At 67.1% G+C, this 26,161-nt stretch carries 22 protein-coding genes and 1 pseudogene; 7 read left to right on the top strand and 16 right to left on the bottom strand.

The window, feature by feature from the left end; all coding sequences use genetic code 11:
• Positions 1 to 206 precede the first annotated feature (206 nt).
• The gene (locus ACFJIX_RS02555) at positions 207 to 992 is read left to right on the top strand and encodes a transposase (protein WP_377157531.1); all 786 of its coding nucleotides are present in this window, start codon (positions 207 to 209) and stop codon (positions 990 to 992) included.
• Positions 993 to 994: 2 nt separating this feature from the next.
• On the opposite strand, the gene ACFJIX_RS02550 is transcribed toward ACFJIX_RS02555, so the two are convergent.
• From ACFJIX_RS02550 to ACFJIX_RS02515, 8 genes and pseudogenes are all read right to left on the bottom strand, one after another.
• Entirely contained in the window at positions 995 to 1,471 is a 477-nt protein-coding gene (locus tag ACFJIX_RS02550; protein WP_377157529.1) for a hypothetical protein, read from the bottom strand.
• Between the two features lie 195 nt (positions 1,472 to 1,666).
• Positions 1,667 to 3,049 carry a bifunctional UDP-N-acetylglucosamine diphosphorylase/glucosamine-1-phosphate N-acetyltransferase GlmU gene (gene glmU, locus ACFJIX_RS02545; protein WP_377157527.1) on the bottom strand — a complete coding sequence of 461 codons (1,383 nt, stop codon included), beginning with the start codon at positions 3,047 to 3,049 and terminating at the stop codon, positions 1,667 to 1,669.
• Positions 3,050 to 3,179: 130 nt separating this feature from the next.
• Positions 3,180 to 3,821: a DUF4136 domain-containing protein gene (locus ACFJIX_RS02540; protein ID WP_377157526.1), complete on the bottom strand. Its 642-nt coding sequence runs from the start codon at positions 3,819 to 3,821 to the stop codon at positions 3,180 to 3,182.
• 255 nt (positions 3,822 to 4,076) lie between these two features.
• On the bottom strand, positions 4,077 to 5,081 hold the full coding sequence (ttcA, locus tag ACFJIX_RS02535; RefSeq protein ID WP_377157524.1) for a tRNA 2-thiocytidine(32) synthetase TtcA: 1,005 nt from the start codon (positions 5,079 to 5,081) through the stop codon (positions 4,077 to 4,079).
• Positions 5,082 to 5,186: 105 nt separating this feature from the next.
• Positions 5,187 to 5,555: a dihydroneopterin aldolase gene (locus ACFJIX_RS02530; protein ID WP_377161568.1), complete on the bottom strand. Its 369-nt coding sequence runs from the start codon at positions 5,553 to 5,555 to the stop codon at positions 5,187 to 5,189.
• An 84-nt stretch (positions 5,556 to 5,639) separates the two neighbouring features.
• Positions 5,640 to 6,335: pseudogene (locus ACFJIX_RS02525) on the bottom strand (FAD-dependent oxidoreductase); the annotation flags it as partial.
• Positions 6,238 to 6,612, bottom strand: a complete 375-nt coding sequence (locus ACFJIX_RS02520; protein ID WP_377157523.1) for an FAD-dependent oxidoreductase — start codon at positions 6,610 to 6,612, stop codon at positions 6,238 to 6,240. The pseudogene ACFJIX_RS02525 and the gene ACFJIX_RS02520, both read right to left, overlap by 98 nt.
• A 71-nt stretch (positions 6,613 to 6,683) precedes the next feature.
• On the bottom strand, positions 6,684 to 7,637 hold the full coding sequence (locus ACFJIX_RS02515) for a LysR substrate-binding domain-containing protein (RefSeq protein WP_377157522.1): 954 nt from the start codon (positions 7,635 to 7,637) through the stop codon (positions 6,684 to 6,686).
• 131 nt (positions 7,638 to 7,768) lie between these two features.
• On the opposite strand from ACFJIX_RS02515, the gene ACFJIX_RS02510 reads away from it, so the two are divergent.
• Positions 7,769 to 8,545 carry an SDR family NAD(P)-dependent oxidoreductase gene (locus ACFJIX_RS02510; RefSeq protein ID WP_377157521.1) on the top strand — a complete coding sequence of 259 codons (777 nt, stop codon included), beginning with the start codon at positions 7,769 to 7,771 and terminating at the stop codon, positions 8,543 to 8,545.
• A gap of 27 nt (positions 8,546 to 8,572) precedes the next feature.
• On the opposite strand, the gene ACFJIX_RS02505 is transcribed toward ACFJIX_RS02510, so the two are convergent.
• From ACFJIX_RS02505 to msrP, 5 genes are all read right to left on the bottom strand, one after another.
• Positions 8,573 to 9,031 carry an aminoglycoside 3'-phosphotransferase gene (locus tag ACFJIX_RS02505; protein ID WP_377157520.1) on the bottom strand — a complete coding sequence of 153 codons (459 nt, stop codon included), beginning with the start codon at positions 9,029 to 9,031 and terminating at the stop codon, positions 8,573 to 8,575.
• 455 nt (positions 9,032 to 9,486) lie between these two features.
• Positions 9,487 to 9,678, bottom strand: coding sequence for a GNAT family N-acetyltransferase (locus tag ACFJIX_RS02500; protein ID WP_377157519.1), 192 nt, complete (start codon positions 9,676 to 9,678; stop codon positions 9,487 to 9,489).
• Positions 9,671 to 10,009: a GNAT family N-acetyltransferase gene (locus tag ACFJIX_RS02495; protein ID WP_377157518.1), complete on the bottom strand. Its 339-nt coding sequence runs from the start codon at positions 10,007 to 10,009 to the stop codon at positions 9,671 to 9,673. The genes ACFJIX_RS02500 and ACFJIX_RS02495 overlap by 8 nt, the downstream gene beginning before the upstream one ends.
• 62 nt (positions 10,010 to 10,071) lie before the next feature.
• A complete protein-coding gene (locus tag ACFJIX_RS02490; RefSeq protein ID WP_377157517.1) occupies positions 10,072 to 10,743 on the bottom strand; it encodes a sulfite oxidase heme-binding subunit YedZ in 672 nt (223 codons plus the stop codon).
• 19 nt (positions 10,744 to 10,762) lie between these two features.
• The gene (gene msrP, locus ACFJIX_RS02485; protein WP_377157516.1) at positions 10,763 to 11,755 is read right to left on the bottom strand and encodes a protein-methionine-sulfoxide reductase catalytic subunit MsrP; all 993 of its coding nucleotides are present in this window, start codon (positions 11,753 to 11,755) and stop codon (positions 10,763 to 10,765) included.
• A 401-nt stretch (positions 11,756 to 12,156) separates the two neighbouring features.
• Between msrP and ACFJIX_RS02480 the strand changes: the two genes are divergently transcribed.
• From ACFJIX_RS02480 to ACFJIX_RS02465, 4 genes are read left to right on the top strand one after another with little or no spacing between them, the layout of a single operon-like run.
• Complete coding sequence (locus tag ACFJIX_RS02480) at positions 12,157 to 14,595, top strand: RHS repeat domain-containing protein (RefSeq protein ID WP_377157515.1); 2,439 nt, start codon at positions 12,157 to 12,159, stop codon at positions 14,593 to 14,595.
• A gap of 3 nt (positions 14,596 to 14,598) precedes the next feature.
• Positions 14,599 to 17,169: an RHS repeat domain-containing protein gene (locus ACFJIX_RS02475; protein WP_377157514.1), complete on the top strand. Its 2,571-nt coding sequence runs from the start codon at positions 14,599 to 14,601 to the stop codon at positions 17,167 to 17,169.
• Between the two features lie 3 nt (positions 17,170 to 17,172).
• Positions 17,173 to 19,587 (top strand): RHS repeat domain-containing protein, encoded by a 2,415-nt coding sequence (locus tag ACFJIX_RS02470; RefSeq protein WP_377157512.1) that lies wholly within the window; start codon positions 17,173 to 17,175, stop codon positions 19,585 to 19,587.
• Positions 19,588 to 19,591: 4 nt separating this feature from the next.
• Complete coding sequence (locus tag ACFJIX_RS02465; RefSeq protein ID WP_377157511.1) at positions 19,592 to 20,011, top strand: hypothetical protein; 420 nt, start codon at positions 19,592 to 19,594, stop codon at positions 20,009 to 20,011.
• 99 nt (positions 20,012 to 20,110) lie between these two features.
• Here the strand turns inward: ACFJIX_RS02465 and ccsB are convergent, their stop codons facing one another.
• From ccsB to ACFJIX_RS02450, 3 genes are all read right to left on the bottom strand, one after another.
• A complete protein-coding gene (gene ccsB, locus ACFJIX_RS02460; protein WP_377157509.1) occupies positions 20,111 to 21,532 on the bottom strand; it encodes a c-type cytochrome biogenesis protein CcsB in 1,422 nt (473 codons plus the stop codon).
• A 1-nt stretch (position 21,533) separates the two neighbouring features.
• Positions 21,534 to 23,720 carry a cytochrome c biogenesis protein ResB gene (locus tag ACFJIX_RS02455; RefSeq protein WP_377157508.1) on the bottom strand — a complete coding sequence of 729 codons (2,187 nt, stop codon included), beginning with the start codon at positions 23,718 to 23,720 and terminating at the stop codon, positions 21,534 to 21,536.
• A 76-nt stretch (positions 23,721 to 23,796) separates the two neighbouring features.
• Complete coding sequence (locus ACFJIX_RS02450; protein WP_377157507.1) at positions 23,797 to 24,387, bottom strand: c-type cytochrome; 591 nt, start codon at positions 24,385 to 24,387, stop codon at positions 23,797 to 23,799.
• Between the two features lie 598 nt (positions 24,388 to 24,985).
• Here ACFJIX_RS02450 and yihA point away from each other — a divergent pair.
• Entirely contained in the window at positions 24,986 to 25,636 is a 651-nt protein-coding gene (gene yihA / locus ACFJIX_RS02445; protein ID WP_377161566.1) for a ribosome biogenesis GTP-binding protein YihA/YsxC, read from the top strand.
• Positions 25,637 to 26,161 lie beyond the last annotated feature (525 nt).

Below are 26,161 nucleotides of genomic sequence, written 5' to 3'. Positions count from 1 at the left end.
GACCCCCGATAGCGCTCCGGCTATCGGAAGGCCTCCACGAGGCGCGCGTCCCGCAGTGCAGCACGCCCTCAGGCCCCGTGATCAGGGGTCAAGTCTTGCGCGCGAGCTCGAATCCCGGCCCGGGCGCTTGTCTTTTGTGCGGTCATCGCCTAGTTATTGGGCATGGCCAGGCCTCTTCGCATCGAATTCCCGGCGCCGTCTATCACGTGGCCACACGTGCCGACGCGCCCGTCTTCGCCGACGACGAGGATCGTCAGACGCTGCTCGGGCTCATCGAGCAGGCGGCGGACCGATTCGACGCCCAGGTGCTCGCCTACGGGCTGGGTCGTGAGCACTACGAGTTGCTGCTATTCACCCGGCAGGCGAATCTCTCCCGACTGATGCGCCATCTGAACGGCGTGTACACCCAGGCGCACAACCGGCGGCATGGGCAGTTCGGACACGTCTTCCAAGGGCGGTTCAAGGCGGTGCTGGTGGATCGCGAGCATCTGTTGCTGGATGCCTGCCGCTACGTGGAGCTGATCGGGCGGCGGTCCGGGTTGGCGTCGTCGCCGACGGCCTGGCGCTGGAGCAGCCTGCAGGCACACGCCGGGCTGGTGACCGCGCCGGACTGGCTCGAGATCGATGGGCTATGGACGAACGTCCTGGGGCGTGTGCCGCAGAACGCGGCCGACCGCCGCAAGGCGGCGCAGCGTTATCAGGCGATCGTGGAGGCCGAGCCCGACCTCGACATCTGGGGCCAGTTGCGGCACCAGATCTTCCTGGGCGACGCGGCCTTCGTTCAGCGCACCGTGCGGCTGAGCGAGCACCCGCCACGCACGCCGCGCCCACGACGCTGGGGCGATTGGCTCAAGGCCAGCGCCAGTCGGGAAGAGGCGCTGTACCGCGCGCATACCGAAGGCGGTCAGTCGATGACTGAACTTGCGCGGGAATTGGGACTTTCGGTGTCGCGAGTCAGCCGGCTCATTGCCGGCCATGAGCGACAGCGCTGAACTTAATGCAGAGCCCTCGCCGGACCGGCCGGGCACGCCGCCACCGACTCATCCAACTCGGCCGCCTCGTTCCAGGCGGCCGTTGTCATTTCGCGAGCGGCGCTCAGCTGATGACAGAGTTCGGCAACGCCCAGTCCGTCGGCTTCGCCTTCCGGCATCGGCAGCGCGGACACTTCACCCGGCAGATCCGCCAGGGCGCCCAGCAGCTGGAACAGCAGTTCCAGATCCGGCGCGGCGTCGGGCGACTGTTGCTGGCGAGCCAGCCCCAGGCTGCGGCACAGGTAGAAGCAGGCATCCGCCGCCTGATCGCACATCGCGTGCGACATCGCCAACTGTTCCAGCGCCTCGGCCCGTGCGGTCTGCGCGGCCGGATCGTCCGAGCGATCCGCCAACGCGTCCAGCGCGGCGGACGCCGGCGGGACGGCGATGAGATCGTCGTCCTGGGGCAGCAGCGGAGAAGCGGTCTTGGAGTTCGCCATGAGAGTTCAGCTGGGGAACAGCGGTTCAACCAATCAACGACACGAATGCTAGGTAGCTACCGGCAAATGCGCCTCCCACAGCTCGGGGGGAACATCGCCGGCGCAAGCGCCTAGGGAGCCGGATCACGGGAACTTGTCACACTTCGTGACACGAACAGACCGAGCTTACGGCGTTTCATCGCTGATTTGGGTGAATCACTTCCCCTTCCTGGGCCGGCTCCAGCCGGAAATCACCGTTTGTCGGCCCCGCGCCACAGCCAGCTGGCCGGGAGCGACATCCTTCGTGATGGTCGAGCCGCCGCCGATGGTGGCGCCGTCGCCCAGCGTGACCGGCGCGACCAGCACGCAGTTGGAGCCCACGTGCACGTCCGCGCCGATGGTCGTGCGGTGCTTGTTGGCGCCGTCGTAGTTGGCCGTGATGCTGCCGGCGCCGTAGTTGACGCGTTCGCCGACGGTGGCATCGCCCAGGTAGGCCAGGTGGTTGGCCTTGGCGCCCTTGGCCAGCGTCGAGTTCTTCACCTCGACGAAGTTGCCGATGTGGACCTCGGCGCCCAGTTGCGCGCCCGGGCGCAGCCGCGCGAACGGGCCGATGAGCGCGCCCTCGCCGACGCTGGCGCCGGCGGCTTCACCGTCGATGTGGGTGAATTCGTGGATGCGGGCGTTGGCGCCGATCGTGGCGTTGCGGATCACGCAGTTGGCGCCGATGCGCACGCCGTCGCCCAGCGTCACGTGGCCTTCGAAGACGCAATTGACGTCGATCTCGACGTCCTTGCCGCAGCTCAGCGTGCCGCGCAGGTCGAAGCGCGAGGGGTCGGCCAGGCGCACGCCCGCCGTCATCAGCGTCTCCGCCTGGACCAGTTGGAAGCGTCGCTCCAACTGCGCCAGTTGCGAGGGGCTGTTGACGCCCAGCACCTCGGTCTCGTCCTGCGTCTTCACGCCGACGACGGAGACGCCCTCCGCCACCGCCATCGCGACGATGTCGGTCAGGTAGTACTCGCCCTGCGCGTTGTTGTTGTTCAACTGACCGACCCAGCGCTTCAGCGCCTCGGTCGGCGCGGCCATGATGCCGGTGTAGCACTCGCGCAGGCGACGCTGCGCGTCGCTGGCGTCCTTGTGCTCGACGATCGCCTTGATCTGCTCGCCGCCATCGCCGCCCCGGACGATGCGACCGTAGCCGGTCGGGTCGGCGTATTCGATGGTCAGCAGCACGAGCTTGTCGCCGCCGCAGGCCTCGACCAGCGCACGTGTCGTCGCCGTGCTGATCAGCGGGGTGTCGCCGCTGAGGATCAGCGTGGTGCCGCCGGCGACCAGCGCCGGGACCGTCTGCTGGATCGCGTGGCCGGTGCCGAGCTGCGGCTCCTGGCGCACGAAGCGCAACCCCTCGCCACCCACGGCCGCCTCGACCTGTTCGGCGCCGTGGCCGGTGATGACGATGCGGGCATCGGCATCCAGCGCGGCGGTGTTGCCGAGCACGTGCTGGAGCAGCGCGCGGCCGGCCAGCTTGTGCAGCACCTTGGGCAGGCCGGACTTCATGCGGGTGCCCTTGCCCGCGGCCATGACGACGATGTTCAGCGACATAAGAAGAATCGCGGTTCCCTGTTGGAGAGACCGCGATTATCGGGGTCGCCCGCGACGAACTTCATGGCGTCGCGGTGACCGGTTGTCGCCACTTGTGGGTGCTGGCCGGCGCCCACGGGCGCAGGCCGTCCTACTTCGACGGCGTCAGCTGCACGCTCACGCGGTGCGGCTCGGGGCGGGTCTGCGGGAAGTCGGTCATCGAGGCCTCGAACAGCGCGCCGAACAGCTCCTTGCCGCCCTCGGTCAAGCCGTCGTTGGAGGCCCGCGCCTCATACAGCGGCTCGTTGGTCTTGCGGTCGCGCAGCAGCATGGCGACCTCGCGGTCGTAGCGGCGCTCCATCATCGGATCCATCGGGTACGAGTAGCCCCAGCGGCTGTAGTACGGCCGCCAGGCCGGGCCGTAGCGCCAGCCCCAGTAGCTGCCGTTCCAGCGCCACCACAGCGGGTCGTCCCACGGCGCGGGGCCGGAGCGGGTGACGCGCGCGCCGAGCGACACGACGATGTCGGCGGCCTTCGGATCAGCGGATTCGGTGAAGCCGGCCTTCAGCAGCGCGCCGCGGGCAGCGTCCTCGAGCGAGGCCTGGTTGGCTTCATTGCGCTGCTGCGACGGCAGCCGCTCGAAGGCGAAGCTGCCGGGCTGACGGCCCGCCGGCCAGCTGCCGAAGGTCTGCGCATCCGCGACCACGGTATTCAGGGCGGCGCAGCCGGCGAGCGACAGTGCGGCTGCGGCGCCCAGGCTCAACAGGGCGACTCGACGATTCAAGGTGAACATGGTGACCTCCAGTCGGATACCGCTCGTGGCCGTCGATCGGGGCAGGCGCCGCTCCCGGTGACGTCCCATGGACGCCTCATCTGACGTCGATGCGAGCGTGACAGTGCAACGATTGTGGCCCGAGCCGGTTGACCCGCGCGTTTGAACTGCGTGACAGGGCGGTAAGCGGCGGGTTTCTCTTCGTTGGAAAGCACGAAGCCCGGCGCGGGGCCGGGCTTCCGAGCGTCCATGACGCGTCAGCGCGCCGGGCCGACCTCAGTCGTCGGCGGCCGAGTAGGCCTCGCCCGCGTCGTCGACGGGGGCCGGGACTTGCCCCTTGGCCCCTGGACGGACGAAATTGACGACACCGGTGGCCGGCGCCGGGGTGCCGCACTGCTCGTCCTCGTCGAAGGCGATGTCGCCGTCGGCGACCGGGGCGCCGGTGGCCTTGATCGTCTGGAACGGGAACAGCTCGCGGTCCATCATGTGCGAGGTCACGATGTTGCCCATCGCGGTGAACATGTTGTCGACGCGGCCCGGGAAGCGCTTGTCCCAGTCCTGCAGCATGGCCTTGACGGTGGCGCGCTGCAGGTTGGGCTGGCTGCCGCAGAGGTTGCACGGAATGATGGGGAACTCGCGGTGCTCGGCCCAGCGCTCGAGGTCGGATTCCTTCACATAGGCCAGCGGTCGGATGACGACGTTCTTGCCGTCGTCGCTGACCAGCTTGGCGGGCATGCCCTTCATGCGGCTGCCGAAGAACATGTTCAGCATCAGCGTGGTGACGATGTCGTCGCGGTGGTGGCCGAGCGCGATCTTGGTCGCGCCGAGCTCGCCCGCCACGCGGTACAGGATGCCGCGACGCAGGCGCGAGCACAGCGAGCAGGTCGTCTTGCCCTCGGGCACGAGTCGCTTGACGATGGAGTAGGTGTCCTGCTCCTCGATGTGGAAGTCCACGCCGCGCGACTTCAGGTAGGCGGGCAGGATGTCCTCGGGGAAGCCGGGCTGCTTCTGGTCGAGGTTGACGGCGACGATGCTGAACTTGATCGGCGCGCGGTCGCGCAGGTTGATCAGGATGTCCAGCAGCGAGTAGCTGTCCTTGCCGCCGGACACGCAGACCATGACCTTGTCGCCGTCCTCGATCATGTTGAAGTCGCCGATCGCCTGGCCGACCTGTCGGTGCAGGCGCTTCGAGAGCTTGTTCATCTCGTGCGCGTGCTTCTTGGCCGCGGCATCCGCGGCCGCCAGATCAATGCCTTCGATGGCGGTGGTCGAGTCAGTCATGTTCAGTCCTCAATGTCTTCAATCAAGCAGGGCCCGCGGACCCGGCGTTGCCGGGCCGTCAGGCCCACCCCCTGAGGGGGCGCGCGTCAGCGCGTAGGGGGCGGTCTACCAGGTGCCGCATTCGGCGGAGATCGCGACCTGGCAGTCGGGGAAGATTTCGAGCTTGGTCACCTTGATGCGCACGCCCACCACGCCGGGCAGCTTCATCAGCCGGACGCAGAGCTTGCCCAGCAGGGCCTCGAGCAGGTCGGTGTGTTCCGCGGTGCACTCGTCGATGATGATCGTGCGCACACGGCGGTAGTCGAGCACGTGGCCGATGTCGGCGTCGCGCGAGACGATGGTCTGGGCGCCGAGGTTGATCTCGGCGTCGACGAGGATCGGCTGCGGGCCTTCGCGCTCGAAGTCGAGCACGCCGAGGTTGGCGCCGAAGCGCAGCCCGTTGATGTGGATGACCTGGCGGTTGTTGCGGCGCAGCGCCGGCGGCGGCTGCGATTCGCGCAGGGGGCGCAGGAAGGACTCGATCTGCTTGGCCGCGACGACGCCGTCGCCGAGGGCCGTCTGCACGCAGGGATGCTGGCGGCCGCTGGCGTCGCCGGCGACGAACAGGCCCAGCACGCCGAAGCGCGGTTCGTCGCGGAACGGCTGCGACGGCGCGGTGACGCCGGCACGCTGCAACGCATCGGCGACGAGGAGCCAGGCGGACGGCGCCGGTTCGTAGCCGAGCAGCACGGCGACGTGGTCGAAGCGCTCTTCGCCGTAGGCCTTGGACGTGACGGTCACGCCGTCCGGCGAGGCGGTCACGGCGGTCGGCAGGGATTGCGCGGGCCGGCGACGCAGGCCTGGCGCGCCGTCGAGCTGCTGGATCAGGTGACTCTGCGCGCGCCATTCCGAGCGCGACCACAGCGTGACCGCATGACCGCGACCGGCCAGGTACAGGGCGTTCTCGATGGCGTTGTCGCCGCCGCCCAGCAGCAGCACCTTGCCCGGTGTCAAGCGGTCGCGGACGGCGGTCAGCTCGATGGCATCGAGCACGCGGTCATGGCGATCACGCTCTGGATAAAGCGGCGAGGGATGGCGCGGCGTCAGGCCGGTGGCGAGCAGCAGGGACCGGGCCCGCAGCGGGCGCAGTCCGCCAGTAGCGGCGGGCTCGGCGGTTTCACCGGCCTGCGCGGCGAAGGCGGGAGCGCCGTCGAGGTAGAGCGTCCAACCCTGTTCGGCCTGCCAGTCGAGGGTGTTGATGGTCTGGCCCAGCACCGTGTGCACGCCGGGTTGCGCGGTGGCGTGGAGGGCGTAGCGCTCGCCCAGCTCGGCCAGCGATTCGCCGGGCGCGCCGAGCAGCCAATCCTGCTTGTAGTCGAGCGGCCGGCAGGCTGTCGCACAGGCGCGGGGCGCGCTCGATCAGCGCGACGCTCAAGCCCAGCTGCGTCAGCCAGCTCGCGGCGCTGCAGCCCGCCGGACCGCCGCCGATGATGGCGGCGTCGACGAGCGCGGGCAGGCTGGCGGGCAGTCGGTCGGGCGTGGTCTGGGACATGGGAAGGCGGGCGGACAGGCGGCTGGCGGCGGGCGTTGCGATGGCCGCAAGGCGCCGGAGAAAACCGGCGATTATCCCGGATGGGCGCCGGACAGGGTCGCCGGGGGCCTTGCCGCGCCGGGCTCCGCTGCCAAACCTTCCTGTACGCGTTCCACCACCCAGTCGATGAACACCCGCACGCGCGGCATCATCTGGCGCTGCTTCGGGAACATCACGGAGACCGGCATTGGCGGAGGCGGGGTGTCCGGGAGCAGCTCCACGAGATCGCCCGACGCCAGCAGCGACGCGACGCCGAAGCGTGGGCACTGGATGAGCCCCAATCCCTGCAGGCAGCAGGCGCGGTAGGCCGGCGCCGAAGTCACGCAGACCGGGCCGCGCAGCGTGAGCGTCTGCGTCCGGCCCTCGACAAGGAACTCGAACGGCGCGACGCGGCCCGTGGCGCTGGACTGGAAGTTCACCGCCTGATGCTGGCGCAACGCGTCGATGCTCGTCGGCACGCCGTGCGTGGCGAGGTAGTCGCGGCTGGCGCAGGTGATGGACGGCAGGTCCGCGATGCGCCGTGCCACCAGTCCCGACTCCTGCGGCGTGCCGCCGCGCAGCACGCAGTCGACGCCCTCTCGGACCAGATCGACCAGTCGGTCCCCGGTGCCGACGATGAGTTCGATGCCGGGATAACGCCGGCAGAAGCCGCCAAGATGCGGGAACACGAAAGCCGCAGCCAGCCCGGCCTGCAGGTCGACGCGCAGCCGGCCACGCGGTTGCTGCGCGGCCTCGCCGAGCACGGCCTCCGCCTGTTCGACCTCTTCCAGCACGCGGCGGCAGCGCTCGTAGTAGAGGTGACCCTCCGGTGTCGGGCTCACATGGCGCGTCGAACGCGTCAGCAGCCGCGCGCCGAGCCGCTTTTCCAGGGCCTGGACGGCGTAGGTCACGTTGGAGCGCGGCAGGTCCAGCTCCTCGGCGGCGGCGGTGAAGCTGCCGAGGTCCACGATGCGCGTGAACAGGTGCATGGCGTCGATGCGGTCCATGGGCTCTCCGGGCTCAATGCCTCGAATTGTGCAATTCAATTGGACAGTGATGTCGATATTGAGCGATTTATCTGTCGGATCGAAGCGCTCAGCATTCGGGCTTCTTCTTCACCGCACACCAGGAGCCCGACATGACCCGCATCCCGACCACGACGTCCCGCATCGCCCTGATCACGGGCGCCAACCGCGGCATCGGCCGCGCCACCGCCCTCCGGCTCGCCCGCGACGGCTTCGACGTGATCGTGACCTACCGCTCGCACCGCGAAGAGGCCGAGGAGGTCATCCGCGAGATCGGTGCGCTCGGGCGCATCGCGGTGGCGCTGCCGCTGGACGTCTCTCGCGTCCAAGACTTCGGTGCGTTCGTCGACGGTGTCCGCGACGTGCTGGGCAAGACCTGGCACCGCGAGCGATTCGACGTCCTGATCAACAACGGCGGCGTGCAGGTGGCGCAGCCGACGCTGCAGGCGACGCCCGAGGCCTTCGACCAACTGGTCGACGTGCACTTCAAGGGTGTGTTCTTCCTGACGCAGCAGTTGGTGCCGCTGATCGCGAATCCCGGGGCGATCGTCAACATCTCCAGCGGCACCGCGCGCTTCTACGTGCCGGAACGCGCGATCTACAGCGCGGTGAAGGGGGCGGTGGAGGTGCTGTCGCGCTACCTGGCGACCGAGCTGGGACCGCGCGGCATCACGGTGAATGTCATCGCGCCGGGCGCCGTGGCGACCGACTTCAGCGGCGGCCTGCTGCGCTCGAACGAGCAGCTGCAGAAGCACATCGCGTCGCTGACGCCGCTGGGCCGGTTCGGCGTCGCCGAAGACGTCGCCGGCGCGATCGCCGCGCTGGTCAGCGAGGGCAACCGCTTCGTCACCGGGCAGCGGATCGAGGTGTCGGGCGGCGTGCACCTCTGAAGCGGACGAGGCCACTGAGGAACGGCCTCAGAAGCACTCGTCGAGCAGCAGGTGGAAGTCGAGCTTGCGCAGGTCCGGCTCGACGATGCCGTAGGCGCTGAACAGCGTGTCGCGCAGCGTCGGGCCGAACTCATCGAGGCAGTTCGCCAGGATCGCGAGGTCGCGGTAGCGATCCGCGATGCCTGCGCGGCCCAGGTCGATGACGCCGACGACCTCGCCATCCTCGTTCATGAGGATGTTGTCGAGCGAGAAGTCGCCGTGGCTCACCACCGGATCCTCGGAGAGCGGCAGCATCGCACCGAGCGCCTCCCACACCTGTTGCGGCGTCCAGCCCTGACGCGCGTCGTCGAAGTCGTCGGCATCGATGAGGCCGGCGTCGAGGCGCTTCCGGGCGAGGTCGAGCTGCAGTCGGTGATTCGCGTTGAATGGGCAGTTGTGGACCGGCAGGTCGTGCAGCCCGCGAAGGAAGCGACCGACGGCCGTCACGATCGCTGCGGCGCGTGACGGATCGTCGTCGAGCCGATTCGTAGACCGTGCGACCGGCGAGGGCGTGCGTCAGCAACCAGGCGGTGCCGTCCGACCATTCGAAATGCTCGGTGCGAGGCACCGGCCAACGCTCGGCGAACCACTGCAGGCGGGCGAACTCGTCGGCGATGGCGATCGCCGCATCGCCGTCACCGTGCTTGAGGTAGAGCGCCCGTGCATCGGCCCGATGCAGGCGATGCACGATCGCGCCGGCCTCGCCGACGAGGTTGCGGTGCCAGTCGTAGCCGGCCAGTTTGGTCGCGATGGCGGGTGGCAACTCGGGCGCGCGGCTGGGGACTTCTCTTGGAGGGGCGGTCTCGTCGGGGTCAGTCATGAAACGCGATGAGGCGATGAAGACCGCGCGAGTATCGACGGCAGACAATCGCCGCCCATGACGCCTGAAGCCGCTTCCCTTGCTAGCGCCCTGGCGCGCGGCACTCGAAATACACCATGTCCTCCCACTCGTCACGGAGCTGGAAGCTGCGCGTCGAGCGCCCGAACTCGGTGAAGCCGTTGCGGTGCAGGACCTTGATCGAGCCGGCGTTGCCGGCGCGCGCCTTGGCCTCGACGCGGATCAGGCCCAGTTCGCCGAACGCCTTCTCAAGCACGAGGCGCACTGCTTCCTTCGCATGGCCCTTGCCCGTTCTCGCTCTCCGCGATGCGGTAGCCGAGCTCGCATGAGTGATAGTGCTTGCGCTTGATCTGGCTCAGGTTGATGCGGCCGATCAGCGCGCCCGCGGTGCCGCGGATCAGGAACTGATGGCCTGTGTCCGCGTCAGCCTCGCGACGCGCGGTCGCGATCGCGGACTCGATGCCACCGTCGGCGTAGTACGACGTGGCCCTCGCATTGATGTGGGCCTCGAAGAACGCGCGGTTGTCGAATTCGAAGCGGCGCAGGTCCGCGAGGTCACGCTCGGAGACGGGATGAAGACTCAGCATGGGCGTCGAGCATAGCGGCGCGTTGGCGGCCGCTCGATCAGCTCAGCTCAGCTCAGCTCAGCTCAGCGTCTCACGCGCTTCCACACCCGCCACCCCAGCAGCACCGCCAGGATCGTCCCGTACACGATGGGCTCGGCGAAGTTGTTCTTCCCCGCGCGCATCCAGATGAAGTGCATCAGCCCGACGATCGCGATCGCGTAGACGAGCTTGTGCAGCATCTGCCAGCGCGCCGCGCCCAGCGCCTTGATCGCCCGGTTGAACGAGGTCGCCGCCAGCGGCACCAGCAGCAGCCACGCGACGAAGCCCATCAGGATGAAGGGCCGCTTGGCGATGTCGCGCAGGATGTCGGCCAGGTCCAGGCTCTTGTCGAGCCAGCCGTAGGCCAGCAGATGCAGGCTCGCGTAGAAGAAGGTGAACAGCCCCAGCATCCGTCGGAAGCGCGCCAGCGCCGGCTGGTTCGTCCAGGTGCGCACGGGCGTCACCGCCAGCGTGATCCACAGGAAACGCAAGGTCCAGTCGCCCAGGCCACGGATCAGCGTCTCCGCGGGATTCGCGCCGAGCAGATCCGGCTGCGCGATCGCGCCGCAGACGTACCAGCTCAGCGGCAGCAGGCACAGCACGAACAGCACGACCTTCGCCGCCGGGTGCAGCAGCGGATGGCGTTTCGCAGGTGCGCGCCGAGGCGTGGGCGGGGCGGGCTGCGTCCGGGGCGGCGCGGCGGGCGAGGCACTCATGATTGGAGACGCGGCGGTGTCAGTAGTTCTTCTTCAGGTCCATGCCGGCGTAGAGCTGACCGACCTGCGCCTCGTAGCCGTTGAACATCAGCGTCGGGCGACGCTTGGCGAAGAGGCCGTCCTCGCCGATGCGGCGCTCGGAGGCCTGGCTCCAGCGCGGGTGGTCGACCTGCGGGTTCACGTTGGAGAAGAAGCCGTATTCCTGCTGCGCCGCCTTGGTCCAGCTGCTCACCGGCTGCTTCTCGACGAAGCGGATCTTGACGATGGACTTGGCCGACTTGAAGCCGTACTTCCACGGCACCACCAGGCGCAGCGGCGCGCCGTTCTGGTTGGGCAGCACCTCGCCGTAGAGGCCGAAGGCCATCAGCGTCAGCGGATGCATCGCCTCGTCCAGGCGCAGGCCTTCGACATAGGGCCAGTCCAGCACGCCCGAGCGCACGCCCGGCATCTGGGCCTTGTCGGCCAGCGTGGTGAACTCGACGTACTTCGCCTTGCCCGTCGGCTCCGCCTTCTTCAGCAGCTCGGCCAGCGAGTAGCCCACCCAGGGGATCACCATCGACCAGCCTTCGACGCAACGCAGGCGGTAGACGCGTTCCTCCATCGGCGCGACCTTCAGCAGGTCGTCCAGGCCGAAGCGGCCCGGCTTGGCGCACTCGCCCTCGATGACGACGGACCAGGGTCGGGGCTTGAGGGTGTGCGCGTTCTCGGCGGGGTCGGACTTGTCGGTGCCGAACTCGTAGAAGTTGTTGTACGAGGTGACGTCCTTGTAGGCCGTCAACTTCTCCATCACGGTCGCGCCGGCCACCGTGCTCTTGACGCCCGGCAGCTTCGCCAGCTTGCCGGGGCCGGCGGTCTGCGCGCTCGCCGCGCCGGATATGCCGCTCAGGCCCAGCCCGGTCAGCCCGAGCGCGCCGGCGGACTTCAACCAGTCGCGGCGGCTGTCGTAGACCTCTCGGGAGGTGATCTCGGAGGACGGGATGCGCTGGCCGTCGCGGGGCTTGTGGAAATGCATGGCGGACCTCGGGGGAAGGAAGGTTCGAACCTTACGCGTTTGCTTGAAGGTTTTCATGAGGGCGTGCTTAAGACCACCGGGTCTCCCCCTGGTTCGGGGCGCCCAAGCATTGGGGACAGATTGAACCTCGCACGCGCGGTGTCACGAAGCCTGCCAACCGTTCGCTGGCAGAATCGCCGCCGGCCAATGCAGGGAGGAGGCCGTACGGCATCGGACGCGACAGACGTCCGCCGGACGGTCAAGAGGTGGGCGGGCGCGCGCCTGTGTGCTGCTTCCTGGATGGCAAGACCTGTCACTTCGGGAGAGATCGCGTGGGCGATACGACAAGACGCTTCTCGGCCGCCAAGGCCCTCCGCTGCCTGCTGATGGCTTTCGGCCTCGGCTTCTTCGCGCTGCCGGCGATGGCGGCCAAGGACTGCTGGACCATGTGGTCGCCGGGAGGTCCCGTTTCCAACTTCCTCGACTCCGGCGCACCGGCAACGAGCGGCGTGTTCCACGACTGTCGTGACACCTACGGTGAGGTCGCCGCTGCGACCTATGCGGCTGTGGTCCCGGAAGCTCAGAAGATCAGGGACTATTCCGAATACACGCAGACCACGGAGATTTTTCCGGCCAACTGCGTCGCCAACGGGGAGTACGGACCTCTGCGCTGGCCTCAAGCGAAGTGCTACTACAGCTATCGCCACACATATGTTCGCAAGGCACCTCCGAATCAGGTCTCGTACATCGAGGGTAACGCCTACTTCGAGCTCCTGATGACCTGCGGGGAGAAGTTCCACACCACGCCGATCGGCCAGACGCAGTCCACCTGCAAACCGATCGTGGACAAAGTGCTGCCATCGCCGCCAAGCTGTGGCGTTGGGAACCCTGTGGAGCCGCTCAGCGGGCTGAAGCGCCAGCCGGAGAACCTCTTCAGTTGGGGCCGTGGCCACACGTTGAGTGCCACCTACTGGAGCAATCCGCAGCCGCCGCGAGGCACGCTGGCCGAAGCGTCGGCGAATTCATTCGGCCGGTACTGGTTCAGCAATCTGCACCGTCACATGGTGACTGAGTGGAGCCCGACGGCGGTGAACCTGTTCGATCGGGGGCTGGGGCTCTGGAAGTCGTTCCCGCGAAGCGGGGCGGGGACGGACGTCAGCGAGCGCGATCCTGCGCCGAAGAAGGACCTGTACAGCGATGACTGGCACTATCGCGACGAATCCGCACGCGCGATCGAGGTCTACCGCGCCGACGGCACGCTGGCCAAGATCGCCTACATCGATGGGCGCCGCCTCGACTACACCGTCGTCCTGAATCCGGCGGCCCAGGGGTTCATGCAGAGTAAGTACTTGGTCTCTTCGATCCGAGACGAAGCCGGCCGGCAGATTTCGTTCCAGTACTTGCCGGTCGACGACAAGTACGCCGGCATCCAGAGCATCACCGATCCGGCGGGTGCGGTGATGCCGCTGGCGTATGACGCCTCGGGCAATCTGACGTCCATCACCTTCGCGGACGGATCCTCGAAGCAGTTCCTTTACGAAACGCAGAGCCAACCCCACCTCTTGACGGGCCGGCTGGACGAAGCGGGAGGCCGGATCGGCACGTACCGCTATGACGAAACGGGACGGGCCATCGAATCACGCTCGGGCTCGCTGAATGGATGGAAGGTGCGATGGGAGGACCCTCCCGTGGTGGCGAAGCCCACGGAGTACCACGACCCGGTGCGTGACGTCGTCGTGCGCGAGCACGTGCAGAACCCGCCCAAGAAGGCCTATGTGACGTCGCCCGACGGGCAGGAGTCGTTGTGGGATGGCACGGTGATCGGACGTTCCGCGCTGGTCGGTTCCCGGAGCCAGCCGGCGGGCTCCGGATGCGGCGCGGCAACCTCGAATTCGCAGTTCGATGCCGCCGGCAACGTGATCCAGAACGACGATTTCAATGGGAATCGAAGTTGCATGGCCTATGACGCCACTCGCAATCTGGAATTGACGCGCATCGAGGGTCTCTCTACCGCTGCGGCGTGTGCCGCGGTCACGCCTGCGTTGCTGCCCGCTGGCGCACGCATGGTGAGCTCACGCTGGCATCCCGATTGGCGCATGGCGACGAGGACGGCGGAGCCGCGTCGTATCACGACATTGGTCTACAACGGCCAACCGGATCCGTTCAACGGCAACACGGTGGCCAACTGCGCGCCGGCCGATGCGAAGCTGCCGGACAACAAGCCCATCGTCGTGCTGTGCAAGCGCGTCGAGCAGGCGACGACCGATGAGACGGGAGCGCTCGGTTTCAACGCGACGCTCCAATCGGCAGTTCCGGCACGCGCGACGAGCTGGACCTACAACGCCACGGGTCAGGTCTTGACAGAGACTGACCCGCTCAACCGCGTCGTGGTCACCAACGAGTACTACGCCGACACGACGGCCGACCACACGAAGGGCGATCTGAAGTCGTCGACGAATGCCGCCGGGCACGTCACGAACTTCACGCGCTACGACGCCTATGGCAAGCCGCTCGAGCTTGTCGATGCCAACACGAGCACGACGACTTACGCCTATGACCTGCGCCAGCGGCTGACGTCGGTGACGACTGCGGGTGCGACCGCCGGCTACGACTACTGGCCCACGGGCCTGCTCAAGAGGTCGTCCCAGCCGGACGGCAGCGCGGTGAACTACGAGTACGACGACGCGCATCGACTTGTCGCCGCCTCGGACACGCAGGGCAACCGCATCGAATACACGCTCGACCAGAGCGGCAACCGGACCAACGAGGTCGCCAAGGACCCGCAAGGAACGCTCAAGCGGACGATGAGCCGCGCGTTCGACGCGCTGGGTCGTGCACAACAGTCGACGGGGAGGGAATAAGCCATGAACGGGATCACGAGGCACTGGACGTGCCGGAGCACGCTCGCCAAGTCCAGCAATGACGCGCGGAAGGGCGTGAGCTTCTCGGCCGCCAAGGCCTTCCGCTGCCTGCTGATGGCTTTCGGCCTCGGCTTCTTCGCGCTGCCGGCGATGGCGGCCAAGGACTGCTGGACCTTGTGGTCCTCGGTTGGCCCCGCCGGCCAGACCAAGGTCCAGACGCCGGCGCAGTCGCTGCGCACTCATTGCAGCGATACGCCGGGCGACCTGGCGGCTTCGTTCTGGGGCCTCGCCATGGGCGCGCTGACGGAACCGGAGTATTACTCGGAGAGCACGCGCGTCACGACGGCGGTCCCAGGGTCCTGCTCGATCACCGGAGAGGAGTCGCCGACCCGATACGGCATAGCGACCTGCCGCTACACCTACAAGACCACGACCACCTACTCGAATCCGATCTACCCGCCAGCGGTCACCCAGGGCCAGGGCATCCTGGAATTTCTCATGACCTGCGGCCGCAGGCTCAACACGACGTCGATCGACGGGACGACAGCAGGCTGCAAGTCCATCAAGGACGTAGTTGCATCCCCGATCGGCAGCTGTCCGGTCAGCAATCCGATCGAGCCGCTGACGGGGCTGAAGCGACAGCCGGAGACGCTGTTCTCGTGGGGACGTGGCCATTCCCTGAGTGCCAACTACTGGAGTACGCCGAAGAGCGGAGGCACCGAAGTAGACGAGCTGGGCGCCCATTCGTTCGGCCAGTACTGGTCCAGCAATCTGCATCGACAGATGGTCACGGAGAACCGGCTCTATCTGTTCCAGCGCGGCTCCGGCATATGGAAGAACTTTCCCCAATACGGCTACAACGACGAACCCACCGAGCGCGATCCCAAGCCGGCGATGTCCGCCGACGGATCGGTCTGGCTGTATCGCGACGAGACCGCCCGTGCGATCGAGGTCTACCGCCAGGACGGCAGCCTCGCGTCGATCGCGTATGCCGACGGACGGCGGCTGGACTTCTCCGGGGTGACCAATGCGCCGGATGCCGCCACGGGCAGCAGCAAGTACCTGGTGCTCGCCGTTGTCGACGAAGTGGGAAGGCGAGTCTCCTTCAACTACCGGGACGCCCAAGGCGGGCGCTATGCCTCGATCGGCAGCATCGTCGATCCGGCCGGCGTGTCGTTGCCCATCGGCTATGACGCGATCGGCAACCTGACGTCGATCACGTACGCGGACCAGAGCTCGCGCCAGTTCCTGTACGAGAACACCGCGTTCCCGCATGCGATGACCGGACGGTTGGATGAGGCCGGTCAGCGTCTGGGTTCGTATGTCTACGACGAGCAGGGGCGTGTGGTCTCCTCGGCCACCGGCAGCGAGCCGCCGTGGACGGTCACCTGGACGAAGGCGCCTGATCCGCTCCCTTTGGAGTACTACGACCCGGAGTTGGACGTCGTGATCCGCAAGGCGGTGAACGTGCAGCCGACGAACGCCATCGTCAAGGCGCCCGACGGACGGGAGTCCACCTGGGCCGGCACGACGGTGGGGAGGGCCGCGCTGGTCGGCTCCCGCAGCCAGCCGGCTGGATCGGGTTGCGCCGCATCGACATCGGACTCGGCCTTCGATGCTGCCGGCAATGTCACGCGCAGCGATGACTTCAACGGCAACCGCAGCTGCATCGCGTACGACGCGACGCGCAATCTGGAGACGTCGCGCTTCGAAGGCTTTACGACGGCCACGGCCTGCGCGGCCGTCACCGACGCGACACTGCCTGCGGGTGCTCGCAAGGTCAGCTCGCGGTGGCATCCCGACTGGCGACTCAGCACGGCGACCGCGGAGCCGCGTCGCATCACGACGCTGATCTACAACGGCCAGCCGGATCCGTTCAACGGCAACGCGGTGGCAAGCTGCGCGCCGACCGATGCGCTGCTGCCCGACGGCAAGCCGCTGGTCGTGCTGTGCAAGCGCGTGGAGCAGGCCACCACCGATGAAACCGGGGTGCAGGGGTTCAATGCGACGCCGCAGTCCGGCGTCGCGCCGCGTGCGACGAGGTGGACCTACAACGCCACGGGTCAGGTCTTGACGGAGACCGATCCGCTCAACCGGGTGGTCGTCACCAACGAGTACTACGCCGACACGACGGCCGACCACACGAAGGGCGATCTGAAGTCGTCGAAAAACGCCGCTGGCCATCTCACGACCTTCACGCGCTACGACGCCTACGGCAACGCACTCGAGGCGATTGATGCGAACACGTCCTCGACGATCTACACATACGACCCGCGCCAACGGCTCACGTCGTTGACGACCGCGGGAGCGACGACGACCTACGAATACTGGCCCACAGGCCTGCTCGAGAAGTCGTCCCAGCCGGACGGCAGCGCGGTGAACTACGAGTACGACGATGCGCATCGACTGGTGGCCGTGTCCGACACGCGAGGCAATCGGATCGACTACGCGCTGGATGCCAATGGCAACCGCACGCAGGAAACCGCCAAGGATCCGCAGGGAACGCTCAAGCGGACGATGAGCCGCGCATATGACGCGCTGGGGCGCGCGCAACAGACAACAGGCAGGGAGTAAGCCATGAATGGAATGAGCAGGCACTTGAAGTGCCGGAGCAATGTCGCGCCCATCGTGGCTGCGCTCATCGGACTGATCGGGTTCGGCGCGCATGCCGCGACGCTGCCGCCTCCGCCCGTGTCACCCGCACCGGTCACCGACTACGAGTACGACGCCAAGGGCAATCCGACCAAGGTCATCAAGGCCAAGGGCGTGAGCGGCTTCGGCTTCGCGACCACCAACGCGTACGACCCGCTGGACCGGGTCAAGACGAGCACGGATGCGCGCAATGGCGTGACGCAGCTCGGCTACGACGGCATCGATCAGCTCAAGCAGGTCACCGATCCGCGCAACCTCATCACGAGCTACCAGCGCAACGGCCTGGGTGATCTCAACCAGCTCGTCAGCCCGGACACCGGCACGGCCAACAGCACCTTCGACGCGGTTGGCAACCTGCTGACTCGCACCGACAGCCGCGGCGTGCTGGCGACCTACACCTACGACAACCTGGACCGCCTCAAGACGGCTGTCTATTCCAAGGCGGGCCAGGCCAGCGTGAGCTACGGCTGGACCTACGACGAGACCGGCGGCACCTTCACCAACGGCATCGGCCGCCTCACGACCGCCAGCTTCCCCGGCGGGTCGACCAAGTACGCCTACGACGCACTGGGCCGGGTGACCACGGTGACCCAGGCGGTCAGCACGGTCGTCAGCACCACGCGCTACGCCTACGACGGCGCCGGCAACATCACCAGCATCACGTACCCGTCGGGGCGTGTGCTGACGATCAGCTACGACCGAGGTCAACCTACCGGACTGAGCCTGGCCAAGGACGCGAGCAGCGCTGCCAAGCCGCTGATCAGCCAGGTCCAATGGGAGCCCTTCGGCCCGGCACGGGCGTGGCTGTTCCACCTGAACAGCGCAACGAAGAGCTACGAACGGGTCTTCGACACCTACGGTCGGCTCGTGCGTTATCCGCTGAACGGGGTGGTGCGCGACATCACCTACGACGCAGCGGATCGCATCGTCAGCTACACGCACCTGGACGCGACGACCGGCGAGGTGACGGCGGAAGCGCAGGCGATGAACCAGAGCTTCGGCTATGACGAGCTCGGCCGGCTGACAGGCATCGTCACCCCGGCCAACGCCTGGAACATCGGCTACGACGCCAATGGCAACCGCACCGCGGTCACGCTCAACGGCGCGGCGCGGAGCTATGCCACGGAGACGACGAGCAACCGGCTCACCGGCATCGACAACCCGACGCGCAGCTTCGGCTACGACGCCGCAGGCAACACGCTGAGCGACACGGGGCTGGGCTACACGACCACGTACGGGCTCGACAACCGGCTGGCCTCGCTCACGAGCGCGGGCGTCACGACGACCTACAACTACGACGCCGGCGGACAGCGCGTGCGCAAGGTGACGGGCACGTCCCGCCCGCACTACGTCTACGACCAGAACGGGCAACTGCTCGGGGAATACAACAGCTCAGGCGGTGCGTTGCAGGAGTTCGTGTGGCTGGGCAACACGCTGATCGCGGTGTTGACCAACTCGACGACGACGGAGCCACGGGTCTACTACGCGTACTCGGACCACCTCAATACGCCGCGCGTGATCGTGAATGCTGCCGGCGACGTCCGCTGGCGCTGGATTGCGGAGCCCTTCGGCACCACGGCAGCGGAGACGATCCCCAACTCGCTCGAGAACCTCGTCGTCAACCTGCGCTTCCCCGGTCAGTATTTCGACAAGGAGTCGGGGCTGAGCTACAACTACTTCCGGGACTACGACGGAACCACGGGCAGATATGCGCAGAGTGACCCCTTGGGGCTCGAGGGCGGAATCAACACTTACAGCTATGTGTCTGCTGATCCGCTGTCGTTGGTTGATCCCAACGGATTATTCTCCTGGCGGGATGCAGCGAACTTCGTTCCAGTCGTGGGCTCCGCCCTGGATTCGTATGATTCATTCAAGTGTGGAAACTACGGCATGGCAGCCTTCAATGCGGGCCTCGCGCTGATGGATCTGACCGGGGCAGGCGCTCTGGTAAAAGGATTGACGGTAGGAACGATGCGCTATGCGGCTCGTAGCGAAATCAAGGAAATACTGCAATCAACGAATAATTGGAATCAGATGAGATACAGGCTGCAACGATCGGGACTGGTTCCGATAAACCCTTCAGGGACTCCTAAGCGCGCAACCTTGACCACCGATCATATTTGGACCAAACAACGAGATGGGCTGCCTCACGCGGTGACAAACCATCCCAGAAATCTACAGACCGGGGTCTCTCAATCGTTGAACTCCCGCTTCGAACACATGTCAGCGCTAGAAAGGGCACGCTACTATCCCCTTTGGGTCAAGACTGCGGCTGCTGGCGCTGCATCCACTGCTGCAGGCTGGTTTTCTGGCAGCGGCTGCGAATGCGGTAAGGATTGAGGCCATGCGGTTTCCCGTTGTTCTACGCTATATGCAAACCCTTGTGGTGGCGGACGAAGACTATTTCTCAAGGTTTGGGAAGTTGGATCTCATCTCGAAAATCGTCGAGACCAATCTGACCAAGTCCGGCGAAGGGGGCTATCACTGGCTGATTGATGCAGACGGTTATTTCCATCAACTCACCTCGACGGGAATCGTGCGCAATCGGCTGACGGATAAGCTTCTCTTGCGTAGGACACGAGAAGCCTATCGGATCGAGGCTGCTCGAAAGATTACCGGGACTGAGCTTCTTCGAAACTTGGAAGGATTGAAGGAGCCCGGCGATGACCTTCACTTTGTCCAGGAGTTGCGAGAGCTTGCTTCGAATCTTGGAGATTTGAGGTCCCTTGATCGCGAACTCATGCAAGGGTATCTCGGCGAATGATTTTGCACGAAGCCGGGGAGCGCTGTAAAGGATCTCCGAAATGGAAAAGCGGCGTTGGGCCTTCCGCCCAACGCCGCCTTGCAGGGTGCTCAGCTGCGCTTACAGCGTCCCGTATGAGTGCAGCCCCGACAGGAACATGTTCACCCCCAGGAACGCGAAGGTCGTGACCAGCAGCCCGATCAGCGCCCACCACGCGCCCACCACGCCGCGCAGGCCCTTGATCAGCCGCATGTGCAGCCAGGCCGCGTAGTTCAGCCAGACGATCAGCGCCCAGGTTTCCTTCGGGTCCCAGCTCCAGTAGCCGCCCCAGGCTTCCGCCGCCCAGAACGCGCCCAGGATGGTCGCGATCGTGAAGAAGGCGAAGCCCAGCGCGATCGACTTGTAGGTCAGGTCGTCCAGCACCGGCAGCGCCGGCAGCCGCGCCGTCAGCGGACCACGCAGCGCGACGCTGGCCGCCAGGAACACCGCCACGCCGGCCATCTTGCCGGCCCAGCCGTTCAGGCCGGTCGCGATCTCCGGCGAGACGTTCGCGCCGAAGCGGAAGCCCACCAGCACCAGCACCAGCCCCACCGGCACGCCGATCAGGCCGATCACCAGCGCGCGCGGCGTCGCCGTCTTCAGCAGCGTCGCCAGCGCCACCATCGCGGCCATCGCGAAGCTGCCGTAGCCGATGAAGTTCGCCGGCACGTGGATCTTCATCCACCAGCTCTGCAGCGCCGGGACCAGCGGCTGGATCTCGTGCGCTTCACGCGCCATCGTGTACCAGAGCAGGAAACCGACCGCCGCGCTCACCACCAGCATCACGTAGGCGCCGAGCGCCCGCGTCGCGAAACGCTGCTCGTAGTACAGGTACATCAGCGTCGTCAGCCAGGTGAAGAGGACGAACACCTCGTACAGGTTGCTGACCGGGATGTGGCCGATGTCGGGCGCGATCTGGTGGCTCTCGAACCAGCGCACCATCGTGCCGATCAGCGCCATGCCCACGGCGCCCCACGCCAGGCGCGTGCCGATCGCCTCCGCCGCGCTGTGGCCCGACTTCTGCAGGAAGCCCAGCCAGTAGAACAGCGTGCTCATCCACACCAGCACGCTCATCCACAGGATCGCGCTCTGGCTGGACAGCATGTACTTCAGGAAGAAGACCTTCTCGCCCGCGGCGAGGTCGGCGCCGAAGCCGTCGGTCTGGCGCAGGTAGAGCTGGATGGCGAAGAGGCTGGCCGCGCCCACGATCAGGCACAGCAGGCGCAGCGGCCGCCAGAACCAGCCCAGCGCGATCAGTGCGGGCGCGGCGCCGGCCAGGATGCCCTTCTCGTAGACATCCATCGACGCGCTGTAGCGGCTGAACGCGAAGCCGGCGCCGATCAGCACCAGCGCCGCGAAGATCCAGTCGAAGGCGTTGCGTCCCTGGAAGTAGCCGCGCTTGCCGATGACCAGCGAGCGTGTCGGGGTCGCCTCGCCGGAACCCGGCAACTGGGACGGCAGTTGCGAGGGCAGGTGGGACGAGTCCGCGGTGGTGGTGTTCATGTCAGGCCTCCTCATGCAGCAGGCGCTGCTTGAGCGATTCGAATTCGACGGGCAGGTCGGCGGTATCGCGGTTGCTGGACAGCGCCATGCGGACGCGGGTCTGTTCGGAGCGGCCCGGCGCGGCTTCCAGCCACAGCCACAGGCGACGTTCCTTGATGTAGAGCATCGCAAACACGCCGATGATCAGCAATACCGCTCCGAGGTAGACCAGGGTCTGCCCCGGCGCGCGCGTCACCTGGAACACGCTGGCCTGCACCTGCTGGAAGTCGTCCAGCTGGATGATGACCGGCGACGGGTAGAACATCGCGTCCGACAGCGACATCACCGACTGCGTCATGAAGGCCTGCGTGGCCTCGCCCGGCTGGGGCGCCGGACGGCCGTGCTGCGCCTCGGCCTGCTTGTGGAGCTCGAACAGGCTGCCGTTGAGGATGCGCAGCAGCACTTCGGACACGCGGGCGCGTTCGGCCTCGGGCACCTCGCGCTCGATGAACTGCGACAGCGCCGGCAGGCCGCCCACCGCCGCGCCCTGCGCGGGCGCGTCGGCCTTCAGGCCCTCGGCGCCGGCGAACAGCGTCAGCGTGCGCAGCGCGGTCGCTTCCAGCTGCGCCTGCATCGCCGGCTTGTCCGGCGGGCTGGCGTCCAGCGCGTACTGCCTGGCCGCCTGCAGCCGCTGCGCCGGATCGGCCAGCCCGCGCCGCAGCGCCAGCCAGCCTTCCATGCTGTCCTTGCCGTCCACGGGGATGCGCAGGTAGCGGAAGCTGTCCGACAGCGTGTCGCGCACGCCGAGCAGGATCACGCGGTGGCCGTCCAGCTCCAGCGGCAGCATGTAGTTGTTGTACTCGCGCGCCTGGCCGCTGGCGTCGCGCAGCTTGTAGCTGAACGAGGGGCCGACGTTGCGCAGCGTCTTCTTGCCCTCGAGGTTGGCGCCCGAGCCCAGGTGCTGTTCCAGCCGCCCGACCAGGTCCACCTTGCGCACGTCGGTGCCGTTCTTGTCCTTGCCGTCGTCGGCGAAGTTCTCGACGTTGATGACGCGCAGGCCGGTGAATTCGAGCCCGAACTTCTCGCCGTCCGCCGTCAGCGTCGTCGTGCCGTTGACCTTGCCGTCCAGCGGCGTGTCGTGCGCCGCCTGCAGCGCGCGCAGCTTCAGCTTCAGCGAGGAGCCGCCGTCCTCGAAGCTGCTCTGGTAGAGCGTCACGCCGCGGTAGGTCACGGGCTCGTTGACCTTGACCGTCGCCTTGGTCGACGTGCCGTCGCGGCGGTCGTGCAGGACCACGTCGCTGGCGAACAGCTTGGGCATGCCGGTCGCGTAGTACTCGACGATGAACTTCTTCAGCTCCACGTCGAAGGGCAGGTCCTGCACCACGACGCCGCTGGGCATCGAGATCAGCGCCGTCGACGAGCGGCTGCCCTCGGGGACGTACAGGTTGCCGCGGAAGCTCGGATTGGCCGGCGTCAGGCGGTTGATGTCGGTGACCTGGGTGAGGTCGTCGCCCTGGTAGATCTGCTTGCCCTGCGCCCACATCATGACGCGCACGACCAGATCGCCGTCGAACAGCCCGCCCAGGCAGATCAGCACGATGGCCGAATGCGCCGCCAGGTAGCCGATCTTGTGCGCCGAGCCCTTGCGCGCGCCGATCATGACGCCGCCGTTGCGCACCTGCGCGCGGGCCTTCCAGCCCTCGGCGCTCAGCCACGCGTTGATCTGGCCCAGCGCGGCTTCCGGATTCATGTGCAGGTAACCCAGCGCCTTGTGCTTGAAGGCCTGGATCGACTGCTCGCGCATCGTCTCCTTGTAGGTCTTCAGGTCGCGCAGGATCTTGGGCGTATGGCGCGCAATGCACAGGCTGGTCGACACGACCAGGAAACCCAGCATCAGCAGGAACCACCATGCGCTGTAGACGGTGTACAGGTCGAACTTGCCGAACAGCTCCGACCAGAACGGTCCGAACTGGTTGACGTAGTTGGGCATCGGCTGGCGCTGCTGCACGACGGTGCCGATCACGGAGGCGATGCACAGCACCGTCAGCAGCGCGATGGCGAAGCGCATCGACGCCACCAGCTCCATCGCGTCGTCGAGCGCGACGCGCGCGGCGGCCTGGGCTGTCTGCCTGGTGGGACTCTCGGGGACTTCTCGGTCATGGCCGGCATTCTCGTTGCGCCCGGCGACGAATCGGGCGAGGGCCGGCAAAAGCGAAGGCCGGTGATCGGATCACCGGCCTCGTTCGTCGGAACCTTCCCCAAAGGTGCGCCCCGCGGGCGATCGCTCAGCGCAGGCCGGCGATGTAGTCCGAGACCGCCTTGATCTCGCGGTCGCTCATCTTGGCGGCGATGGCCAGCATCTGCGGACTGTTCGGGCGGCCGCCGGCGCGGAACGCCGTCAGCTGGGCCTCGGTGTAGTCGCTGTGCTGGCCGCCCAGGCGCGGGTACTGCGCCGGGATGCCGGCGCCGTTGGGGCTGTGACAGCCGGCGCAGGCGGGCACCTGCTTGTCCGCGATGCCGCCCCGGTAGATCTTCTCGCCCAGGGTGATCAGCTCCTTGTTCTTCGCGAAGCCGGGCTTGGAGCCCTTGCTGGCGTAGAACGCGGAGACGTTGCGGATGTCGTCGTCCGTCAGCGGCGCGGCCATGCCCGACATCACCGGGTTCTTGCGCTTGCCCGACTTGAACTCGTGCAGCTGCTTGGCCAGGTAGTCGGCGTGCTGGCCGGCGATGATGGGGTTGGCGGGACTGCCGCGGGTACCGTCGGCCGTATGGCAGGCGGCACAGACTTGCGAACTGATGGCCTGGCCCTTGGTCAGATCGGGCTTGGCCGCCGCAGCGGGTTCATTGGCGTTGGCGGCGCCGGACATCAAAACCATGCTCGACAACAAGAAAGCGGCAGTCTTCATGAATGTTGAGGGTTGGGTGAGCGCAACCGCGGGATCTTACAATGCACCTCTTTAGAGCCCGCGCAGCCCGATGACCGATTCCGACAAGAAACCCGCCCCTGCGGCCCCAGGGAAACCCGCAGGCCGTGGCGCGGGACGCGCTGGAGCATCAAAGAAGAAGCAGGGCCCCGGGAAAACGGGTATGCGCGCGGCCGCCAAGGCCCGCGCGAAGAACGCCGAAAAGGCCAGGGCGCAAGGCCTGCCCCCGCCGGTGAAGAAGGCCGCCAGCACCGAGCCGATGACCCCGGGCAAGCGCGCGCTGGCCTGGACGCACACCGCGCGCTTCCTGACCACGGCCAGCCAGCTCAAGCACCTGCCGGTCGACGGCGTGCTGCCGGGGGAGGCGCTGGCGCGCGCGGAGGCGGCGCTGGCCGAGGCCGAAGCCGCCGAGTTCGACGAGGCGTTGCTTGACGACGACGCCGCTGACGTCGGCGCGCCGCATGACGACTCGGGTGACGACCCGGAAGACGACCCGGGATCCGAAGCCACAGGCGAGGAAGTCGGCGAGGGCGAGGCGCGCGCGCAAGACCTGGCCCCGCGCGGCCTGCCGGAGATCGCCTTCGTCGGTCGTTCCAACGCCGGCAAGTCGACGGCGGTCAACACGCTGGCCCAGCAGAAGCGCCTGGCCTTCGCGTCGAAGACGCCGGGCCGCACGCAGCACATCAACCTGTTCGCGGTGGGCCCGCGCGACGCGCCCAACGCGCTGTTCGCCGACCTGCCCGGCTACGGTTATGCCGCGGTGGCCCGCGACGCCAAGCTGCGCTGGCAGCGCGTCATGGCCGACTATCTCGGCCAGCGCGAGGAGCTGTCGGGCGTAGTGCTGATGGTCGACTCCCGCCTGGGATTGACCGACCTCGACAAGCAGCTGCTCGAATACGTGTCCGACCGCGTCACCGCGGGCGAGGTCAGCCTGCTGGTCGTGCTGACCAAGGCCGACAAGCTCAACCGCAAGGAAGGCGCCGCCATCCTGGCGCAGGTCCAGAAGGACCTGGGCGTGCTGGCGACGGAGGATTCCGACATCGGCGTCACGCTGTTCTCGGCGCTGAGCAAGCAGGGCCTGGAAGACGTCGCCGAGGTGATCTACGACTGGGCGCACGCTGAGCCGCGCGCGCCGTACGGCGAGGACGAGGAAGACGACGAGCCGTCCGACGACGCGGAAGACGACTCGGCGCCGGCTTAAGGCCGGCCGATGAACACGTAGAACGCGGTCCCGCCGCGTGGCGCGTAGCCGATGCCCACGTACAGCGGCCCCAGTCCCGTGTCCGAGCCCAGGAAGATGCTGCTCGCGTAGCGCATGTCCTTGATGCTGATGTCTCGGCGCGAGAGCCAGGTGTTGCCCGCCTCCAGCGTGCCGCCGATGAAGAACCCGCGCGAGAGGAAGGGCTGGTCGTTCAGGCGCCGGTAGTAGGTCGCCCGCGTGAACAGCAGCGAGTTGCCGCTGAGCTGGTTCGGGTTGTAGCCCGACAGCTGGTGGAAACCGCCCAGCGTGTAGCCGCCGAGGCCCGTGTCGTCCGGCTGCTGCGACGCCACGGCGCGCGCGTACAGGCTGACCGTGTGCCCGCCGAAGCTGCGCACCACGTTCCCGTCCCGTGTTCAGCCGCAGGAAGCGGCCGCTACTGAGGTTGCGGTTGTCCTGGCGGCCGCCTTGCGCCTCGACGGTGAAGCGATAGCCGTGCTGCGGGAAGTTCGCGTAGTCCAGCTGGTC

The sequence above is a fragment of the Roseateles sp. UC29_93 genome (assembly GCF_042695725.1).
In the GTDB taxonomy this organism is placed as follows: Bacteria; Pseudomonadota; Gammaproteobacteria; order Burkholderiales; family Burkholderiaceae_C; genus Roseateles; species Roseateles noduli_A.
Note: the sequence above shows the minus strand (reverse complement) of the source record. Positions and strands in the feature narration are given on the sequence as shown.